A 17,933-nucleotide genomic window follows, 5' to 3' on the forward strand; every position below is an offset into this window, starting at 1 on the left:
CCATGGCCGGTCCCCGCAGGGTGGGCGCGGCTTCAAGGCACCTTTCAGCCCTGCTCGGAGGGGGGTTGAGGGCCCGTTCGGCCAAGGAATGCGCGCATGTAGGAAGTTGGCTGAAAAGCTACGGGAGCGTGCGTACGAATCGGTCAGTCGACCGGCGCACCATCGGCACTGTGACGGGTGCCCCCGTACGCCCCCGGGGCCGTCCTGCCGTGCCGTCCGCGGTGTCCCGCGTTCTGTTCTGCAAGCAGTCGCGCGGCGCCCCTCTCGGACTGGCGCAGGAGCAGCCGGCAGACCCCGGTGACGGCCACCAGGCCGAGCGCCGAGCCCGCCGCGCCTGCCAGCGATGTCCCGTACCCCACGAGGACGACGGGAACCAGCACGCAGCTGAACGCGGCCCAGCGGACCACGTCGCTCGCCGACTCCTGTGCGGGCGCCTCCCGTGGCTCCTGGGCGCGGGGTGCGGGCACGCACGGGGGACGGCGCTCGTGCGCCCCCTCGGGCGGGCGCCGACGGCTGTGCGTCGCGGCATGTCCCCCTTGCTCGGGTGAAGGAGTGAGCGTGGAGGAAGGTGGGGACGCGGTCGAGGGTCCTGGCACGGCGTGCTCCCTGTGGCGGTGGCGTACGGAGGTTCAACGCGCGGTCGCGCGGCCGGTCACTGGCGTGCCGCCGGATGCGCGCGCGGGGCGGCGGCGTGGCCGAAGGTCCCACGGGTCACGGGTCGTGCGGCAGAAGGGCCCGGACGGGTGCGCAAACCGCCTGTACGGGGCAGCAACCATTGCCATACGGGCGAGGCTCATGCATGCTCCGGTGAACGCCGGAGGCCCCTGCGCGGCCCGGCCGGAGACGCCCGTACGGGCGTCTTCGCAGGCTCTGGGCAGGAGAGGAGTGTCGCCGTACCCTTGGGGGTATGGGGTTGGGAAGATGATTCCCGGACGACCTTCCAGGTCCTGAACCTTCGTACCACCCGAACAAGCCGACCCTCCCACAGAGGACTCCTTCGCCGAGACACCGATGGCCGGTCACGAATTCTCCGAACCCGCGGACCGCAAGCGGCAGGTCGCCGATCCGACAGCGACCCCCCTGGCGGCGGAAGAAACACGTCATTCCTGCGATCCCGCATTCCGACACGGCGTCGTCGTCGGCTTCGACGGCTCGACGTCCAGTGAGCGGGCGCTCTCGTACGCGATCGGCATGGCCCACCGTTCGGGCTCGGGCCTGATCATCGTGCATGTCGCCAACCGCCTGCCCACCACGGTGTGGGCGGGCTGCGAGCCACCGGTCTTCGTCGATGTGCCGGACCACCGCACCGAGGTGCTCGGGCTCGAACTGGCCTGTGCGGACTATCTGTCCGAGGTGCCCTGGATCCTGGTCGAGCGCGGCGGCGACATCTGCCACGAGTTGGAGGAGGTCGGCCGCGAGTACAGCGCGGACGCGATCGTCGTCGGCTCCACGCACGGCATCGTGGGCCGGATCTTCGGCTCCGTCGCGGGGCGGCTCGCGCGGCGGGCGCAGCGTCCCGTCATCGTCATTCCGTAACGAGCCCTCGCCGCTGGTGGGGTGGGGAAGTCGAGGCTTCAACTCCCTTTTCCGGGCGGCCCGGTGGCAGGTGGCACGAGTAGATAAATCTACTCGTGCGTAGAGGTGGTTTGTTCCCATGTGAAGGGTACATAAAGGCCACTGGCGCGCACCGCGTACGGGTGGCGGGGCCGGCACCGCGCAGCACGACTGCACCACCGCACCGGAAGGGAGCCCGCCGTGGACAACGACGTCTCTGCGGGAAGCATCACCTCGACTCTCGGCCATCTCGCCCTGGGAATCACGCTGTTGGCCTTCGGCCTCGGTCACACCGCGGTGATCGACGACGTGACGGCGGCGGACGCCGTCTCCCTCGCCACCTACGTCGGTGGCATCGCCCTGTTCGTCGCCGGTCTCGTCGCGTTGCGCGACAGGGACGCGGGCACGGGCACGGCCTTCACGGCGCTCGGCGCGCTCTGGTTCACCTGGGGCGTCTCGGCCGACGCGCAGGTGTCGGCGAACGCGGCGGGTCTCTTCCTGCTGCTCTTCGCGCTCGTCGCGCTCAGCCTGACCCTCGGGGCGGCGGGTGCGGGAACACTCACGCGCGTGACGTACGGGCTGCTCTTCGTGGCGCTCGTCCTGCTCGCCATCGCGCGGTTCGGTGACAGCGCGGGCCTGGCCGAGGCGGGCGGCTGGTGCGCCGCCGCCGGTGGCCTGCTCGCCTGGTACGCGGCGACCGCCGCCCTCGCCGACTGGCCGACGGCCCTCCCGGGGCGTTCCCCGGGGCGGCAGGTGACGGCCACCGGCTGAGGCGGGCGCGGGCCGGGGTAATGGGCGACCCTGGCCCTCTGGGAACGGGCTCCATGTGCTGGTGGCACGCATGGGGCCCGTTCCGCTGTGGCCGCTGACTACTCCACCGTGACCGACTTCGCCAGGTTGCGCGGCTTGTCGATGTCCCGGCCGAGCGCCAACGCCGTGTGGTAGGCGAGGAGTTGGAGCGGGATGCCCATCAGGATCGGGTCCAGCTCGTTCTCGTTCTTCGGGACGACGATCGTCTGGTCGGCCTTCTCCTGCTCCTGGTGCGCGACCGCGAGGATCTTGCCGCTGCGGGCCTTGATCTCCTCCAGGGCGGCGCGGTTCTTCTCCAGGAGGTCGTCGTTGGGGACGATCGCGACCGTGGGCAGGGCGGGCTCGATGAGGGCGAGCGGGCCGTGCTTCAGCTCGGAGGCGGGGTAGGCCTCGGCGTGGATGTACGAGACCTCCTTGAGCTTGAGCGAGGCCTCGCGGGCGACGGGGTAGCCGCGTACGCGTCCGATGAAGAGCATCGAGCGGGCGTCGGCGTACTGCTTGGCGACCTTCTTGATCTCGTCCTCCTGCTTGAGGACCTCCGAGATCTGACCCGGCAGCTTGCGCAGGCCCTCGATGATCCGCTTGCCGTCGGAGACCGACAGGTCGCGGATGCGGCCCAGGTGCAGGGCGAGCAGGCCGAAGGCGACCGTGGTGTTGGTGAAGCACTTGGTGGAGACGACGCAGACCTCGGGGCCCGCGTGGACGTACACGCCCGCGTCGGCCTCCCGGGCGATCGCCGAGCCGACCACGTTCACCACGCCGAGGACGCGGGCGCCCTTGCGCTTGAGCTCCTGGACGGCGGCGAGCACGTCGTAGGTCTCGCCGGACTGGGAGACCGCGATGTAGAGGGTGTCGGGGTCCACCACCGGGTTGCGGTAGCGGAACTCGGATGCGGGCTCCGCGTCGGCGGGGATGCGGGCCAGCTCCTCGATCATCTGGGCGCCGATCATGCCCGCGTGGTAGGAGGTGCCGCAGCCGAGGATCTTGACGCGGCGCACCTTGCGGGCGTCGTGCGCGTCGAGGTTGAGGCCGCCCAGGTGCACGGTGGAGAAGCGGTCGTCGATGCGGCCGCGCAGGACGCGGTCGACCGCGTCGGGCTGCTCGAAGATCTCCTTGTGCATGTACGTGTCGTGGCCGCCCATGTCGTACGACTCGGCCTCCCACTCCACGGTGGTCGGCGACGCCGTCGTGCGCGAGCCCTCGGTGGTGTACGTGCGGTAGTCGTCGGCCTTGATGGTGGCCATCTCGCCGTCGTCGAGGGTGACGACCTGGCGGGTGTGCGAGACGAGCGCGGCGACGTCCGAGGCGACGAACATCTCCTTCTCGCCGATGCCGAGGACCACGGGGGAGCCGTTGCGGGCGACGACGATGCGGTCGTTGAAGTCGGCGTGCAGGACGGCGATGCCGTAGGTGCCCTCGATGTGGCGCAGGGCCTCGCGGACCTTCTCCTCCAGCTTGTCCGCCTGGGAGCGGGCGATCAGGTGGGTGAGGACCTCGGTGTCGGTCTCGGAGAGGAACTCGACGCCGTCGGCGGTCAGCTTGGCGCGCAGCTCGGAGGCGTTGTCGATGATGCCGTTGTGGACGACCGCCACCTTGTCGTCCTGGGACAGGTGGGGGTGGGCGTTCTCGTCGGAGGGGGCGCCGTGGGTGGCCCAGCGGGTGTGGGCGATGCCGGTGGTGCCCTTGAAGCGGGCGGGGACCTTGGCCTCCAGGTCGCGTACGCGACCCTTGGCCTTGACGGTCTTCAGGCCCGCGGCCTTGGGGCTGGTGACGGCGATGCCCGCCGAGTCGTAGCCGCGGTACTCCAGGCGCTGGAGTCCTTCGAGGAGGAGCGGGGCGACGTCACGCTTGCCGATATATCCGACGATTCCACACATAGAGGGTCCTAGTCGTAGGAGGGCGGCCCTGGTCTAGCCGTAGACGATGCGGCGCAGCTGTCTGAGGGTGAGCTCGGGCGGCGCGACCGCGCGGTAGGTGAGATCCGCCGCGATCTGCTGGAAGATCGCCGCGTTCAGCAGGCCCTGACCCTGCAGTTCGCGGTGGCGGCGACGGACGAACTGCTCGGTCGTCTCGTCGAAGTAGGCGAGCACGTCCTGGACGACCCGCAGCGCTTCGCCCCGCTGGAGCGGGGTGCTGCGGGTGAGGTGATCCACCAGGTCGTCGTGCATTCGATGATCCTGGGGTATCGGATGCCCTTTCGCAAGAATCCTGCCCGGAATCGGGCAGGCTCGTGTCGGACGGGGCCGGAAAGCGTCACATCCGCTTCAGGACCGCCTGCTTCGCCGCGCTGAACTCCTCGTCCGTGAGGATCCCCGCCCGGTGCAGCTCGCCGAGCTCGCGCAGGCGGCGCAGGAGCGCGTCGTGGTCCTCGCCCGACGCGTCGGCGGGCGAGGGGGAGGGCGCGGCCGCCGGGGCGGGGCCCTTGTCCAGCGCGGGGGCCGTGCCGGCGTTGGGGTGCGGGAGGCGGGCCTGCACCGCGGCGGCGACCAGGGCCATCAGCGGGTCCTTCTTGAAGCCCCACAGCTCGATCGAGTTCGGGTCGTACTTCGGCGGGGCCTTGGTCGGCGCGTTGCGCACGGCGAAGCGCAGACCGCCGTTCTCCAGGCCGACCGCGGGCTGCCACTCCACCGCGGCGATGTCGTCCAGGGCGATCGAGCGGGTGCCCGCGGCGGACTTGGCGTCCTCCGTCTTCCAGTTCCACTCCAGGCGCACGCGCTCCCCGTCGAAGCTCGCCGTGCCGTCACCGGCCGACACCGACAGGGGTACGGAGGGGCCCGCGAGGAGATAGGACGTGCAGGGGGTCGTCGGGACCTGTTCGATCAGGAGGGCGTTGCGCACCTCGTCGACCAGATACTCCGCGACGCCGTACCTGTCCGCCTCCACGGTCAGCTGATACGGGTCCGCGGAGTCCGTGAGATGGCCGCCCGAGGCATGGAGAAGCGGGTCCGAGCCGTCCCGCAGGCGCAGCCTCAAGCGGCCCGACTTCTTGCCCTGTTCGAAGGCGATGCCCGCCAACGCCCCGAGCGGGACGGCCAGTTCTCCCAGCGTCTTGCGCAGCAGGGACACGTTCTTGTCGCGCCCCGGCACCAGGCGCAGCGTCTCGCCGTCGAAGGTCCAGGTCCCGTCACGCTGGATGATTTCCGCCATGCATGGATTCTCGCACCGAGCTGTTGGAGAAAAGGTCTACACCCTTGACCCGCTGTGAGGAGCGGGTTACCAATGGGAACCGTTCGATTGCGATGCACCACAGTTGCGCCACCACAGACGCGCGTCGCACACCAGCCCCATCGCGGCGCCCGCCCGTCGAAGGGAACCGCTTGTGAGATCGCACAGCAGGACGACACGCATCCTCGGCTCGCTGCTGCTCGTGGCGGCCGCCGGAATCTCCTCGTTCGCCGCGGCGCCCGCCGGGAAAGCCCAGGGCCCCGCCGTCACCCCGCTGGGCCAGATCGTGCCCGCGCCGATGAAGGCCGAGCCCGGCGGGCCCGGCTTCGAGATCACCGCCAAGACCCGGATCCGCGTCGGCAGCGGCAACGCGGAGGAGCGCAGGGCCGGCGAGTACCTCGCGGGCGTGCTGCGCCCGGCCACCGGCTACAAGCTGCCCGTCACCGCGGACGGCGGCAGCGACGGCATCCGGCTGCGCATCAGCGCGGAGCCGGCCAACAAGGCCCTAGGTGCCGAGGGCTACCGGATCATCTCCGCGCGCGGCTCGCTCACCATCACCTCCGGGTCGGGCGCCGGGCTCTTCCACGGCATCCAGACCGTGCGCCAGCAACTGCCCGCGGCCCTGGAGAAGAAGACCAAGCAGCGCGGCCCGTGGCGGATCGCGGGCGGCACCATCGAGGACACCCCGCGCTACGCCTACCGCGGCACGATGCTCGACGTCTCGCGGCACTTCTTCACCGTCGACCAGGTCAAGCGCTACATCGACCAGGCGGCGCTCTACAAGATGAACAAGCTGCATCTGCACCTCAGCGACGACCAGGGCTGGCGCATCGCCATCGACTCCTGGCCGCGCCTGGCGACCTACGGCGGCTCCACGCAGGTCGGCGGCGGCAACGGCGGCTACTACACCAAGGACCAGTACAAGGAGATCGTCGCGTACGCGGCATCGCGCCATCTGGAGGTCATCCCGGAGATCGACATGCCGGGGCACACCAACGCGGCGCTGGCCTCGTACGCCGACCTGAACTGCAACGGCGTCGCGCCGCCGCTCTACACCGGCACCGAGGTCGGATTCAGCTCGCTGTGCGTGAAGAAGGACGTCACCTACGACTTCGTGGACGACGTCATCCGTGAGCTGGCCGCCCTCACGCCCGGCGAGTACCTCCACATCGGCGGCGACGAGGCGCACTCCACCAGCCACGAGGACTTCGTGGCGTTCATGGAGAAGGTCCAGCCGATCGTCGCCAAGTACGGCAAGAAGGTCATGGGCTGGCACCAGCTGGCCGCGGCCGAACCCGTCAAGGGGGCCGTCGCGCAGTACTGGGGCTACGACAAGACCGGCGCCGACGAGCGCGCGGAGGTCGTGAACGCGGCGAAGAACGGCACCAAGCTGGTCCTCTCGCCGGCCGACCGCGCCTACATCGACCACAAGTACACCAAGGACACCCCGCTCGGCCTGTCCTGGGCGGGCTACGTCGAGGTCCAGCGGTCCTACGACTGGGACCCGGCGACCTACCTCCAGGGCGCGCCCGCCGACTCGGTCCTCGGTGTCGAGGCGCCGCTGTGGACGGAGACCCTGTCGACCCCGGCGCACCTGGACTACATGGCGTTCCCGCGGCTGCCCGGGATCGCCGAGCTCGGCTGGTCGCCCGCGGCCACCCACGACTGGAACGCCTACAAGGTGCGGCTCGCCGCGCAGGCGCCCCGCTGGGACGCCCTGGGCATCGGCTACTACAAGTCGCCGCAGGTGCCCTGGCCCAGCCGCTAGGGCACATGAGGGCGGGGCTTCGGAGGACCGTCTCCGAAGCCCCGCCCGGCCTGTGCGAACTCCCTTACGCGATGGGGTTCTTGAGCGTCCCGATCAGCTGGAGCGCGCCCGCGGGGTCGGACAGGTCGACCATCTGCTCGTTGTTGCGCAGCTGGAGGCGGTTGAGGCAGGAGAGCGAGAACTCCGGGGTGAACATGTCGTACTGCTTGAACTTGTCCGCCAGTTGGGGCGTCGCTTCCTGGTAGGTGGTCACGCACTCCGCGACCGCACGCCAGAACGTGTCCTCGTCGACCAGGCCCTCGGAGACGAGGTTCGCCGCGAGGAAGCGGAAGAAGCAGTCGAAGACGTCCGTGAAGATCGACAGGAGCTTCTTGTCCTCGGGGACCTCCACCCGGATCCGCTCGACCACCGGCGGCAGGACCGCGTCCGGGTCCATCACCGCGATCTCCTCGGCGATGTCCTTGAAGATCGCGCGCTGTACGGCGCCGTCCTTCAGGACCAGGATCACGTTCTCGCCGTGCGGCATGAACACCAGGTCGTACGCGTAGAAGCTGTGCAGCAGCGGCGTGAGGTAGGCGTGCAGGTAGCCGCGCAGCCACTCGGCGGGGGTCAGGCCCGAGCGTTCGATCAGGGCGCCCGCGAAGCTGCCGCCGTCCCGGTCGACATGGAGCAGCGAGGCCATCGTGGCGAGCTGCTCGCCCTCGGCGAGGGAGGGCACGGGGCTCTCGCGCCACAGGGCCGCGAGCATCTTGCGGTAGGGGGAGTAGCGGTCGGTGGCGGCCTCGTACTCCAGGTGCCGGTAGCCGACCGCGGCGCGCTCGCGGATGATCGTCAGGCCGGTGCCGCGGAACGTCTCGTCGCTCTCGATGAGACCGGCGAGCCAGTCGTTGATCGCCGGGGTCGCCTCCATGTACGCCGCGGAGAGGCCGCGCATGAAGCCCATGTTGATGACGGAGAGGGCCGTCTTCACATAGTGCTTGGCGGGCGACGTGGTGTTGAAGAAGGTGCGGATGGACTGCTGCGCGAGGTACTCGTCGTCGCCCTCGCCGAGGCAGACGAGGTGGCGCTGGGCGACCTCGGCGGCGAAGGTCACCGACAGTTTGTTCCACCACTGCCAGGGGTGGGCGGGGATCAGCAGGTACGCGGCGGGGTCCAGGCCCTGGTCGCGCAGGATGCGGTCGAAGCGGTCCAGGGTGTCCTCGCCGAGCTCGGCGCGCAGGAACGACTCGTAGTCGAGTCCCGCGCCCGCGGTGAACGCCGCGCGGTCCTTGCGGGCCGCCAGCCACACCAGGCGCACCGGGCTCGCGGTCTCGGGGGCGTACGAGAGGTACTCGTGCACGCCGAAGCCGAGCCGCCCGTTGTTGGCGACGAAGCAGGGGTGGCCCTCGGTCATGCCCGTCTCGATCTCCTGGAAGCCGGAGCGGGAGAGCTCGGCGGCCGGGATCGCGGGCTTGGTGAGTTTGTAGCAGATGCCGGAGAGGGTGGAGGAGATCTCCTCCAGGTAGACCGGCAGGATCGCGTCGCTCAGGCCGAGCGCGCCGCGCAGCTCGGTGAAGAACTCCAGGGCATTGAGGGGGAGTTCGGCGCCGTCGCGGTGCCGGGTGATCGAATCGGCGTCGATCTGCCAGTGGTCCATGCGAAGGACCCGGGCGGTGAACCGGTAGCGGGTGAGGGCGTCGTCGCTGCGGACGGCGTAGGCGCCGTCGCCGAGTGGCTCGGGGGCGAAGAGCCGCTCATGGGTGAATTCGGCGAGCGCCTTGCGGATGAGGAGGCGGTTGGCTGTGGCCCAGCGCTCCGGGGACAGGTGCGCCACGGCGTCGGACAGGGTCATATCGCCAGTTCCCTTTCACGTACTGCTGCTTCGAACTGCTCGCGGGTGCAGAAGCTCAGCAGGGCTTCCTTCTCCGGCTTCTGGATGACGGTCTCGGGGCGGAACCCGACGGCCTCGTTGAGGGCGTGCACCGCCGTGTTGCGCACGTCGGGCTCGACCACGACGCGCTCGGTCGCCGGGTCGGCGAAGAGCTCCCGCATCACCGCGGTGATCACGCCACGGGTGAAGCCGGGGACGCGGACGTCGGAGGGCGCGGTGAGGAAGTGCATGCCGACGTCGCCGGGCAACGGCTCGTACAGGCCGACGAGTTCGACGTGTGCCGGGTCGTAGCGCTCCATCAGGAACGCGGGCGTGCCCCGGTACAGGCCGAGGAAGGCGTCGTGGTGCTCGGCGGCGGCGATCGACATGTACTCGCGCTCGACCTCGGGCAGCGTGGCCTCCTGCATCAGCCAGAACGCGGCCTTGGGGTGCGTGACCCAGCCGTGCACCAGCTCGGCGTCGGTCAGGGCGTCGAGCGGCCGGAAGGTGAAGTCCCCTGCCGATGCCGTCAGTTGGGTGGAGTCGGTCATGCGATGATCCCCTCGGGGGCGGCGAACTCCTGGAACGCGATGGACTTCTCGACCGGGTAGACCTCGCGGCCGAGCAGCTCGCCGACGATGTACGCGTTGCGGTACGCGCCCATGCCGAGGTCCGGGCTGGTGATCGAGTGGGTGTGCACCGAGGCGTTCTGCAGGAAGATTCCGCTGCCGGTGGTGTCGATGCTGTAGTTGCGGGCGACGTCGAAGCGGCCCTGGCCGTCCCAGCGGATGCGGTCGTGCACCGGGGCGAGGAACTCGGGGACCCGGTAGCGGTAGCCGGTGGCGAGGATCAGGCCCTGGGTGCGCAGCTCGAAGTCCTTCTCCTGCTCCTCCTGACGCAGGCCGAGCGTGTAGGTCCGGTCCGAGCTGTCGTAACTCGCCGTGCTCAGAGCGGTATTGGTGAGCAGCCGGGTGCCCACGGGTCCGGTGAGGTTCTTCTGGTAGAGCAGGTCGAAGATCGAGTCGATCAGCTCCCCGTCGATGCCCTTGAAGAGGCCCTTCTGCTGGGTCTCCAGGCGGTAGCGGGTCGGCTCGGGCAGCGCGTGGAAGTAGTCGATGTAGTCCGGCGAGGTCATTTCCAGCGTGAGTTTGGTGTACTCCAGCGGGAAGAAGCGTGGTGACCGGGTGACCCAGTTGAGCCGGTAGCCGTGCGCGTCGATCTCGCTCAGCAGGTCGTAGTAGATCTCGGCGGCGGACTGGCCGCTGCCCACCAGCGTGATCGACTCCTTCTTCTGCAGCTCCTGCTTGCTCTGCAGATAGCGGGAGTTGTGGATCGCGTCGCCGCCGATCCCCTCGCAGGCCTCGGGCAGGTGCGGTGGCGTGCCGGTGCCGAGGACCAGGCGGCGGGCGCGGAGGAACTCGCCGGCCGTGGTGCGCACGACATAGAGGTCGTCCTCGTAGGACACCTCGGCGACCGTGGTGTCGAAGCGGATCGAGGAGAGTTTCGCGGCGGCCCAGCGGCAGTAGTCGTTGTACTCGGTGCGCAGCGGGTAGAAGTTCTCGCGGATGTAGAAGGAGTACAACCGCCCCGCTTCCTTAAGGTAGTTGAGGAACGAGTACGGCGATGTGGGGTCGGCGAGCGTGACCAGGTCCGACATGAAAGGCGTCTGGAGGTGGGCGCCCTCCAGGAACATTCCGGAGTGCCATTCGAAGTCGGGCTTGGACTCCAGGAAGAGGCCGGTCAGCTCGTCGAGCGGCTCGGTCAGGCAGGCCAGGCCCAGGTTGAACGGGCCGAGGCCGATCCCGATGAAGTCGAGGGGCTCAGGAAGCGCGGTCAAGGGAGTCTCCCAGGTACTGCTCGGCGTGGCCGGCGATCAGGTCGAGGACGGCGGTGATGTCGTCGGTGGTGGTCTCGGGGTTGAGCAGGGTGAACTTCAGGAACTGCCGCTCGCCCACCTTGGTGCCCGCCACGACCGCGTCGCCGGAGGCGAACAGGGCCTTGCGGGCGTAGAGGTTGGCGCGGTCGATGACGGCGGGGTCGCAGATCGACCGGGGGATGTAGCGGAAGACGAGCGTGGAGAGCTGCGGCTCCACCACGACGTCGTAGCGCGGGTCGGCGGCGAGCAGCTTCCAGCCCTCCGTGGCGAGGTCGCAGACCTCGTCGAAGAGGCCGCCGATGCCGTCGGCGCCCATCACGCGCAGCGTCATCCACAGTTTCAGCGCGTCGAAGCGGCGGGTCGTCTGGAGGGACTTGTCGACCTGGTTGGGGATGCGCTCCTGCACCGCGCGGCGCGGGTTGAGGTACTCGGCGTGGTACGTCGCGTGGGACAGCGTGCCCCGGTCGCGCACCAGGACGGCCGACGAACTCACCGGCTGGAAGAAGGACTTGTGGTAGTCCACGGTCACCGAGTCGGCGTGCTCGATGCCGTCGAGCAGGTGCCGGTTCTTGCGCGAGGCGAGCAGACCGCAGCCGTACGCGGCGTCCACGTGCATCCAGGTGCCGTACTGCGCGCAGAGCTCGGCGATCTCGGGCAGCGGGTCGATGGAGCCGAAGTCCGTGGTGCCCGCGGTGGCGACGACGGCCATGGGGGTGAGGTCGTCGCGGCGGCAGCGCTCCAGTTCGCGGGCGAGGGCCACGGTCTGCATGCGCTTGTCGTGGTCGGTGGGTATGACCACGACGGCTTCCTCGCCCAGGCCGAGCAGCCTGGCCGCCTTCTGGACGCTGAAGTGGCCGACCTCGGAGGCGAAGATGCGCATTTTCGCGGGGTCCTGGCCCTTGGCCTCCTCACGGGCGAGCAGCAGCGCCTGGAGGTTGGACTGGGTGCCGCCGCTGGTGAACACGCCGTCGGCGGCCGGGCCGAGGCCGATCCGCTCGGTGGTCCAGTCGATGAGCCGGCGCTCGATCAGGGTGCCGCCTGCCGACTGGTCCCAGGTGTCCAGCGAGGAGTTGACCGCGGAGAGCACGGCCTCGCCCAGGACGGCGGGGATGACGACGGGGCAGTTGAGGTGGGCGAGGTAGCGGGGGTGGTGGAAGTACACCGCGTCGCGCAGATAGAGCTCCTCCAGCTCGTCGAGCGCGGTGACGGTGTCGTGCAGGGGCTTGTCCAGGTCGACGGCCGCGATGCGGGGTGCGAGGTCGTCGACGGATATCCCGGTGAACGGACGGGAGGTGGTGGCGAGTTGGGCCGCCACCCGCTCGACTCCTTCGGTAACGGTGCTGCGGTACCGCTCCGCGGTGGTGTCGTTGAGCAGGTGCGAGCGCATGAACTGTCCTCCAGGTGAGGGGACTAGAACCGCGCCCTCGGGGACAGGATTAGGGGGAGGCGAGGGCGCGGTGTGAAACTAAGGTTAGCCTAACCTAAGCTCGCGCCTCATTGAACCCGGGGGGTTCATCCGGTCTCACGGGGTAACAAAAACGGAGCCACTCGGTCCGTTTTGACCGGGTGACTCCGTTGTTGGTGGGGCGTTCGTGGTGGGACGGGCTACTTCTTGAGCTTCTTCGCCTTCTCGATCGCGTCCGCGAGGTCCTCCAGGATCGGCGCGCACTTGTCGTAGGAGAAGATCGGCTCGGAGACGCGCGGGATGACCTGGCCGGCCTTGACCGCGGGCAGCTTCTGCCAGGTCGGCTTGGACGCGGCGAAGTCGGCGGGCTGGAGCGCCGAGGTGCGGTTGTCCATCATGATGAGGTCCGCGTCGTACTTGTCGACGTTCTCCCAGCTGAGGTTCTCGAACCAGCCGCCGGACTCCTTCTTCGCCTTCTCCGAGGGCTCGACGATGTTCACGCCGAGCGCCTTGAAGTACTCCAGGTCGACCGAGAGGTTCGACCCCGAGACGTAGAAGAGGTCCTGGCTCGCGGAGCCGATGAGGACCCTGATGTCCTTGTGCGCCTTGGCGACCTTACGCAGCCGCTCGGACGCCTCCTCGAAGCGCTTCTTCGCCTTGACGACCTTGTCGGACTTCACGTCCGCGCCGAGCGACTCCGCGAGCGCCTGGATGCGCTGGAGCGGGTGCGTGAGCTGGCGGTCGTAGACGCTGATGCCGACGCTCGGGGCGAGCTTGAGGATCTTGTCCTTGCTCTCGTCCGGCACGTACCAGAGGGTGCCCTGGTCGTCGAACATCGTGGAGATGAGCACGTCCGGGGCGAGGCCCGCGTACTTCTCGATGTTGAACTGGCCCCACTCGTTGCCGATGATCGTCAGCTTGCTGATGTCCATGTCGCCGGCCTGGACGTCGGGCTTGCCGTCCTTGGTCTTCGTCGGGCCGAAGACGCCCTTGACCTCGATGCCGTAGTCGAACAGGGCGGCCGCGACACCGGTGAAGGCGACGATGTTCTTCGGCGTCGTGTCCTTCTTGGCGGTCTCGCCGCGGTCGTCCTTGAAGCTCCAGGGGCCCGACGCGCCCCCCGCCTTCGTGCCCGCGCCGCCGCCGTCCTTCTTCTCGCTGCCGCAGGCCGCCAGGACGGCGGTGAGGCCGAGGGCGCCGCCGGCGGCGAGGATGCCGCGGCGGGACGGCGCGGTCGTGGCGGACGGGCGGCGGAGCTGGGGCATGAGTCTCTGCTTTCGTGACGGAATGGCGTCGGGGCCACTGGCCGGAATTAGACCTTAGGCTAGCCTAAGCTCACTTCGATTCCAGTGACCCCTCACGTCATCCGCGCCTTGCCGGGACCTCAGCCGGCGAAACCCAGCTCCCGTGCGATCAGCATGCGCTGCACCTCGCTGGTGCCCTCGCCGATCTCCAGGATCTTGGAGTCGCGCCACATCCTGGCCACCGGGTATTCGTTCATGAACCCGTACCCGCCGTGGATCTGCGTGGCGTCGCGCGCGTTGTCCACCGCGACCGTCGAGGAGTACAGCTTGGCGATGGCCGCCTCCTTCTTGAACGGCTCACCGGCGACCAGGCGCGAGGCCGCGTCGTGCCAGCCGACGCGGGCCATGTGCGCCCGGGTCTCCATGTCGGCGATCTTGAACTGGATGGCTTGATTCGCACCGATCGGCTTCCCGAAGGCGTGCCGCTCCTTGGCGTACTTCACGGACTCGTCCACGCAGCCCTGGGCGAGTCCGGTGGCGAGCGCGGAGATGGCGACGCGGCCCTCGTCGAGGATGCGCAGGAACTGCGCGTAGCCGCGGCCCTCCTCGCCCAGCAGGTTCGCCGCGGGGACCCGGACGTCGGAGAAGGACAGCTCGCGGGTGTCCGACGCGTTCCAGCCGACCTTCGAGTACGGCGCCGCGACCGTGAAGCCCGGCGTGCCCGAGGGGACGATGATCGCCGAGATCAGCGGGCGCCCGTCGGGCTTGCGCCCGGTGACCGCGGTGACCGTGACCAGGCCGGTGATGTCCGTGCCCGAGTTGGTGATGAAGCACTTGGAGCCGTTGATCACCCACTCGTCGCCGTCCCGCACCGCCGTCGTGCGGGTGCCGCCCGCGTCCGAGCCGCCGTCCGGCTCGGTCAGGCCGAACGCGCCGAGGACCTCGCCCGCGCACAGCTTCGGCAGCCACGCGCGCTTCTGCTCCTCGGTGCCGAAGAGGTGGATCGGCATCGCGCCGAGCGAGACGCCCGCCTCCAGGGTGATCGCCACCGACGAGTCGACCCGGGCGAGCTCTTCGAGGGCGATGCCCAGGGCGAAGTAGTCACCGCCCATGCCGCCGTACTCCTCGGGGAAGGGCAGCCCGAACAGGCCCATGCGGCCCATCTCGCGGACGATCTCGTACGGGAATTCGTGCCGCTCGTAGAAGTCGCCGATCTTCGGCGCGACCACGTCGTGCGCGAACGCCTCGACGGTGCGGCGCAGTTCCTCGTGCTCGGGGCTCAGACGGTGGTCCATCGTTCTTCACTGCTCCTGGGGGGTCAGGGCGCGGACGGTGCGGGACGGGCTGGGTCGGCCCAGCTGGCCGGCCATCCACGCGCTGGTGGCGCTGAGACGGCCGAGGTCGACCCCGGTGTCGATGCCGAGTCCTTGCAGCATCCACACGAGGTCTTCGGTGGCGAGGTTGCCGGTGGCGCTCTTCGCGTAGGGGCAGCCGCCGAGGCCGCCCGCGGAGGCGTCCACCGTCGTCACACCGTGCTCCAGGGCCGCGAAGGTGTTCGCGAGCGCCTGGCCGTACGTGTCGTGGAAGTGCACGCCGACGCGGTCGGTCGGCACGCCCTCCTCGTTCAACTCGGCGAGCAGGGCCCGCACATGACCGGGCGTGGCCACGCCGATCGTGTCGCCGAGACTCAGCTCGTCGCAGCCCATGTCGAGCAGGGCGCGGCAGACGCGGACGACCTGGGCGACGGGCACGGGGCCCTCCCAGGGGTCGCCGAAGCACATGGAGAGGTAGCCGCGCACGTGCAGCCGGTGCTCCCTGGCGCGGGAGACCACCGGGTCGAACATCGCGAGCGCCTCGTCCACCGTGCGGTTCAGGTTGGCCTTGGCGAAGGACTCGGTGGCGCTGGCGAAGACGGCGACGCGGTGCGCGCCGAGCGCGAGGGCGCGGTCCAGGCCGCGCTCGTTGGGCACGAGCACCGGCAGGTGTACGCCCTGGAGGTCGCCGAGCAGCGGGAACAGCTGCTCGGCGTCGGCCAGTTGGGGCACCCACTTGGGGTGCACGAAGCTGGTCGCCTCGATGGTGGCCAGGCCCGCGTCGGCGAGGCGGTGGACGAACTCCGCCTTGATCTCGGTGGGGACGATCCCCTTCTCGTTCTGGAGGCCGTCGCGCGCGCCCACCTCGTGGATGCGGACGCGGGGCGGCAGGCCCTCGGCGGGGACGGCCATGGGGAGTCCTGCGGCGGTCATGACGCCTCCTGGGGGGCGGCGGCCGGGTCGTCCCCGGCCGCCTCGGCGGGCTCGTCGGGCTCGACCACGGCGAGGACCTGGTCCATGGCGACCGTGGCGCCCGGGGTGACGTCGAGCTCGGTGACGGTGCCCGCGTGCGGCGCCGCGATGACGTGCTCCATCTTCATCGCCTCGACCACGAGGAGGCTCTGGCCCGCGCTCACCCGGTCGCCGGGGGAGACCTTGACGACCGTGACGGTGCCCGGCATGGGGGCGGTGAGCGCGTCGGCGCCCGCGTGCGCGGCGCCGGTCAGGGACGCGGCCACCGGGTCGTGGTCCTGCACGTGCCAGGCGTCGCCGTCGCGGCCGAGCCAGTCGCCCGCGCGGCGGAAGGTGTGCTGGGTGCCGTCGACGGTGACGCGGACGCGGCCGGCCTCGACGGTGTGGGCCCCCTGGGTGGCGTGGGTGACGGGTTCGAGTCCGGGCACGCGCAGCCAGTGGGTCAGCGGCGCGGGCGGGCCGCCGAGCCGCCAGCCGCTGGGTACGGAGAAGGGGTTCGTCCAGCCCTCGGCGGCCGGGGCGAGGGCCGCGTCGCGGACGGCCGCCGCCGCCTCGTAGACCTCGGCGGGCACCCCGTCGGGCACCAGGGCGTCCGCCTCGCGCTCCACCAGGCCGGTGTCGAGCTCGCCCGCGACCACGGCCGGGTGGGCGAGCAGCCTGCGCAGGAAGCCCGCGTTCGTCGGTACGCCGAGGGTGACGGTGTCGGCGAGGGCGGCGCGCAGCCTGCGCAGGGCCGTCGCCCGGTCGGGGCCGTACGCGATGACCTTCGACAGCATCGGGTCGTACAGGCTGCCGACCTCGGTGCCCTCGCTCAGGCCCGAGTCGGTGCGCACGCCGTCGCCCTGCGGCTCGTGCAGCGCGAGGACCGTGCCGCCGGAGGGCAGGAAGCCGCGGGAGGGGTCCTCGGCGCAGATACGGGCCTCGACCGCGTGCCCGGTGAGGGTGATGTCGCCCTGGGCGAACGGCAGCCGCTCGCCCGCCGCCACGCGCAGCTGCCACTCCACCAGGTCCAGCCCGGTGATCAGCTCGGTGACCGGGTGCTCCACCTGGAGACGGGTGTTCATCTCCATGAAGTAGTACGACGAGGGGTCCTTGCCGGGGACGATGAACTCCACCGTGCCCGCGCCCGCGTACCCGCACGAGCGGGCCGCCTGGACCGCGGCCTCGCCCATCGCCGCGCGCGTGGCCTCGTCGAGCAGGACGCTGGGCGCCTCCTCGATGATCTTCTGGTGGCGGCGCTGGAGGGAGCACTCGCGCTCGCCGAGGTGCACCACGTTCCCGTGGCCGTCGGCGAGGACCTGGATCTCGATGTGCCGCGGGCGGTCGATCCACCGCTCCACGAGCAGCGTGTCGTCGCCGAAGGAGGCGCGGGCCTCGCGGCGGGCCGCCGCGATCTCCTCGTCGATCAGTGCCTCGTCCCGCACCAGGCGCATGCCCTTGCCGCCGCCGCCCGCGCTCGGCTTGAGCAGCACCGGGGTGCCGATCTCGCGTGCCGCGGCGGCCAGTTGGGCATCGGTCAGACCGCTGCCCGACGAACCGGGGACGACCGGGACACCGGCCTTCCGCACCGTCTCCTTGGCGCGGATCTTGTCGCCCATCAGGGCGATGGCGTCGGCGGGCGGGCCGATGAAGACGAGGCCCGCGTCGGCGCAGGCGCGCGCGAACCCGGCGTTCTCCGCGAGGAATCCGTAGCCCGGGTGGACCGCCTGGGCGCCGGACTTCGCGGCCGCCTCCAGGAGGGCACCGACGGACAGATAGCTCTCGGTGGCCGGTGCGGGACCGATCCGCACGGCCGTGTCCGCCTCGCGCACGTGCCGGGCGTCCGCGTCCGCGTCGCTGAAGACGGCGACCGAGCGGACGCCGAGCGCGCGCAGCGTGCGGATGACGCGGACCGCGATCTCGCCGCGGTTGGCGACGAGCACCGTGTCGAACATGGTCCCTCTCCCCGGGGTGGTCCCTTGCTGGAAGTCGCTCATC

Annotated in this window: 15 protein-coding genes; 3 read left to right on the top strand and 12 right to left on the bottom strand. The window is 70.2% G+C overall.

What is annotated here, in order from left to right:
• Nucleotides 1-143: 143 nt before the first annotated feature.
• Nucleotides 144-467, bottom strand: coding sequence for a hypothetical protein (locus ACIO9J_RS36955; RefSeq protein ID WP_402009274.1), 324 nt, complete (start codon nucleotides 465-467; stop codon nucleotides 144-146).
• A gap of 544 nt (nucleotides 468-1,011) precedes the next feature.
• Between ACIO9J_RS36955 and ACIO9J_RS36960 the strand changes: the two genes are divergently transcribed.
• Complete coding sequence (locus ACIO9J_RS36960) at nucleotides 1,012-1,536, top strand: universal stress protein (RefSeq protein ID WP_055551855.1); 525 nt, start codon at nucleotides 1,012-1,014, stop codon at nucleotides 1,534-1,536.
• Between the two features lie 219 nt (nucleotides 1,537-1,755).
• Nucleotides 1,756-2,325 (top strand): GPR1/FUN34/YaaH family transporter, encoded by a 570-nt coding sequence (locus ACIO9J_RS36965; protein WP_402009275.1) that lies wholly within the window; start codon nucleotides 1,756-1,758, stop codon nucleotides 2,323-2,325.
• Nucleotides 2,326-2,423: 98 nt separating this feature from the next.
• Here ACIO9J_RS36965 and glmS read toward each other — a convergent pair whose 3' ends face one another.
• The 3 genes from glmS to ACIO9J_RS36980 form a co-directional block, all read right to left on the bottom strand.
• Nucleotides 2,424-4,241, bottom strand: a complete 1,818-nt coding sequence (gene glmS / locus ACIO9J_RS36970) for a glutamine--fructose-6-phosphate transaminase (isomerizing) (protein WP_402009276.1) — start codon at nucleotides 4,239-4,241, stop codon at nucleotides 2,424-2,426.
• Between the two features lie 33 nt (nucleotides 4,242-4,274).
• Nucleotides 4,275-4,532: a hypothetical protein gene (locus ACIO9J_RS36975; RefSeq protein WP_402009278.1), complete on the bottom strand. Its 258-nt coding sequence runs from the start codon at nucleotides 4,530-4,532 to the stop codon at nucleotides 4,275-4,277.
• Between the two features lie 85 nt (nucleotides 4,533-4,617).
• Nucleotides 4,618-5,511: a DUF4429 domain-containing protein gene (locus tag ACIO9J_RS36980; protein ID WP_402009280.1), complete on the bottom strand. Its 894-nt coding sequence runs from the start codon at nucleotides 5,509-5,511 to the stop codon at nucleotides 4,618-4,620.
• A 172-nt stretch (nucleotides 5,512-5,683) separates the two neighbouring features.
• Between ACIO9J_RS36980 and ACIO9J_RS36985 the strand changes: the two genes are divergently transcribed.
• A complete protein-coding gene (locus ACIO9J_RS36985; protein ID WP_402009281.1) occupies nucleotides 5,684-7,297 on the top strand; it encodes a beta-N-acetylhexosaminidase in 1,614 nt (537 codons plus the stop codon).
• A 64-nt stretch (nucleotides 7,298-7,361) separates the two neighbouring features.
• On the opposite strand, the gene ACIO9J_RS36990 is transcribed toward ACIO9J_RS36985, so the two are convergent.
• From ACIO9J_RS36990 to ACIO9J_RS37025, 8 genes are all read right to left on the bottom strand, one after another.
• Nucleotides 7,362-9,128 carry an IucA/IucC family protein gene (locus ACIO9J_RS36990; protein ID WP_402009283.1) on the bottom strand — a complete coding sequence of 589 codons (1,767 nt, stop codon included), beginning with the start codon at nucleotides 9,126-9,128 and terminating at the stop codon, nucleotides 7,362-7,364.
• A complete protein-coding gene (locus tag ACIO9J_RS36995; RefSeq protein WP_402009284.1) occupies nucleotides 9,125-9,697 on the bottom strand; it encodes a GNAT family N-acetyltransferase in 573 nt (190 codons plus the stop codon). The genes ACIO9J_RS36990 and ACIO9J_RS36995 overlap by 4 nt, the downstream gene beginning before the upstream one ends.
• Nucleotides 9,694-10,983, bottom strand: a complete 1,290-nt coding sequence (locus tag ACIO9J_RS37000; RefSeq protein WP_402009286.1) for a lysine N(6)-hydroxylase/L-ornithine N(5)-oxygenase family protein — start codon at nucleotides 10,981-10,983, stop codon at nucleotides 9,694-9,696. Before ACIO9J_RS37000 ends, ACIO9J_RS36995 begins: the two co-directional genes overlap by 4 nt.
• Complete coding sequence (locus tag ACIO9J_RS37005) at nucleotides 10,967-12,409, bottom strand: pyridoxal phosphate-dependent decarboxylase family protein (protein WP_402009288.1); 1,443 nt, start codon at nucleotides 12,407-12,409, stop codon at nucleotides 10,967-10,969. Before ACIO9J_RS37005 ends, ACIO9J_RS37000 begins: the two co-directional genes overlap by 17 nt.
• 218 nt (nucleotides 12,410-12,627) lie before the next feature.
• Complete coding sequence (locus tag ACIO9J_RS37010) at nucleotides 12,628-13,692, bottom strand: ABC transporter substrate-binding protein (protein WP_402009290.1); 1,065 nt, start codon at nucleotides 13,690-13,692, stop codon at nucleotides 12,628-12,630.
• Nucleotides 13,693-13,811: 119 nt separating this feature from the next.
• The gene (locus ACIO9J_RS37015; RefSeq protein ID WP_402009292.1) at nucleotides 13,812-14,966 is read right to left on the bottom strand and encodes an acyl-CoA dehydrogenase family protein; all 1,155 of its coding nucleotides are present in this window, start codon (nucleotides 14,964-14,966) and stop codon (nucleotides 13,812-13,814) included.
• Between the two features lie 6 nt (nucleotides 14,967-14,972).
• Entirely contained in the window at nucleotides 14,973-15,917 is a 945-nt protein-coding gene (locus tag ACIO9J_RS37020) for a hydroxymethylglutaryl-CoA lyase (protein WP_402009294.1), read from the bottom strand.
• Complete coding sequence (locus ACIO9J_RS37025; RefSeq protein ID WP_402009296.1) at nucleotides 15,914-17,890, bottom strand: biotin carboxylase N-terminal domain-containing protein; 1,977 nt, start codon at nucleotides 17,888-17,890, stop codon at nucleotides 15,914-15,916. Before ACIO9J_RS37025 ends, ACIO9J_RS37020 begins: the two co-directional genes overlap by 4 nt.
• Nucleotides 17,891-17,933 lie beyond the last annotated feature (43 nt).

Source organism: Streptomyces sp. NPDC087300 (assembly GCF_044744425.1).
In the GTDB taxonomy this organism is placed as follows: domain Bacteria; phylum Actinomycetota; class Actinomycetes; order Streptomycetales; family Streptomycetaceae; genus Streptomyces.

What these genes read in the sequence shown, in the direction of transcription:
- ACIO9J_RS36960 (WP_055551855.1), top strand. Translation starts at nt 1,012, where the DNA reads ATGGCCGGTCACGAATTCTCCGAACCCGCGGACCGCAAGCGGCAGGTC.
- glmS (WP_402009276.1), bottom strand. Translation starts at nt 4,241, where the DNA reads ATGTGTGGAATCGTCGGATATATCGGCAAGCGTGACGTCGCCCCGCTC.
- ACIO9J_RS36975 (WP_402009278.1), bottom strand. Translation starts at nt 4,532, where the DNA reads ATGCACGACGACCTGGTGGATCACCTCACCCGCAGCACCCCGCTCCAG.
- ACIO9J_RS36980 (WP_402009280.1), bottom strand. Translation starts at nt 5,511, where the DNA reads ATGGCGGAAATCATCCAGCGTGACGGGACCTGGACCTTCGACGGCGAG.
- ACIO9J_RS36990 (WP_402009283.1), bottom strand. Translation starts at nt 9,128, where the DNA reads ATGACCCTGTCCGACGCCGTGGCGCACCTGTCCCCGGAGCGCTGGGCC.
- ACIO9J_RS36995 (WP_402009284.1), bottom strand. Translation starts at nt 9,697, where the DNA reads ATGACCGACTCCACCCAACTGACGGCATCGGCAGGGGACTTCACCTTC.
- ACIO9J_RS37005 (WP_402009288.1), bottom strand. Translation starts at nt 12,409, where the DNA reads ATGCGCTCGCACCTGCTCAACGACACCACCGCGGAGCGGTACCGCAGC.
- ACIO9J_RS37010 (WP_402009290.1), bottom strand. Translation starts at nt 13,692, where the DNA reads ATGCCCCAGCTCCGCCGCCCGTCCGCCACGACCGCGCCGTCCCGCCGC.
- ACIO9J_RS37015 (WP_402009292.1), bottom strand. Translation starts at nt 14,966, where the DNA reads ATGGACCACCGTCTGAGCCCCGAGCACGAGGAACTGCGCCGCACCGTC.
- ACIO9J_RS37020 (WP_402009294.1), bottom strand. Translation starts at nt 15,917, where the DNA reads ATGACCGCCGCAGGACTCCCCATGGCCGTCCCCGCCGAGGGCCTGCCG.
- ACIO9J_RS37025 (WP_402009296.1), bottom strand. Translation starts at nt 17,890, where the DNA reads ATGTTCGACACGGTGCTCGTCGCCAACCGCGGCGAGATCGCGGTCCGC.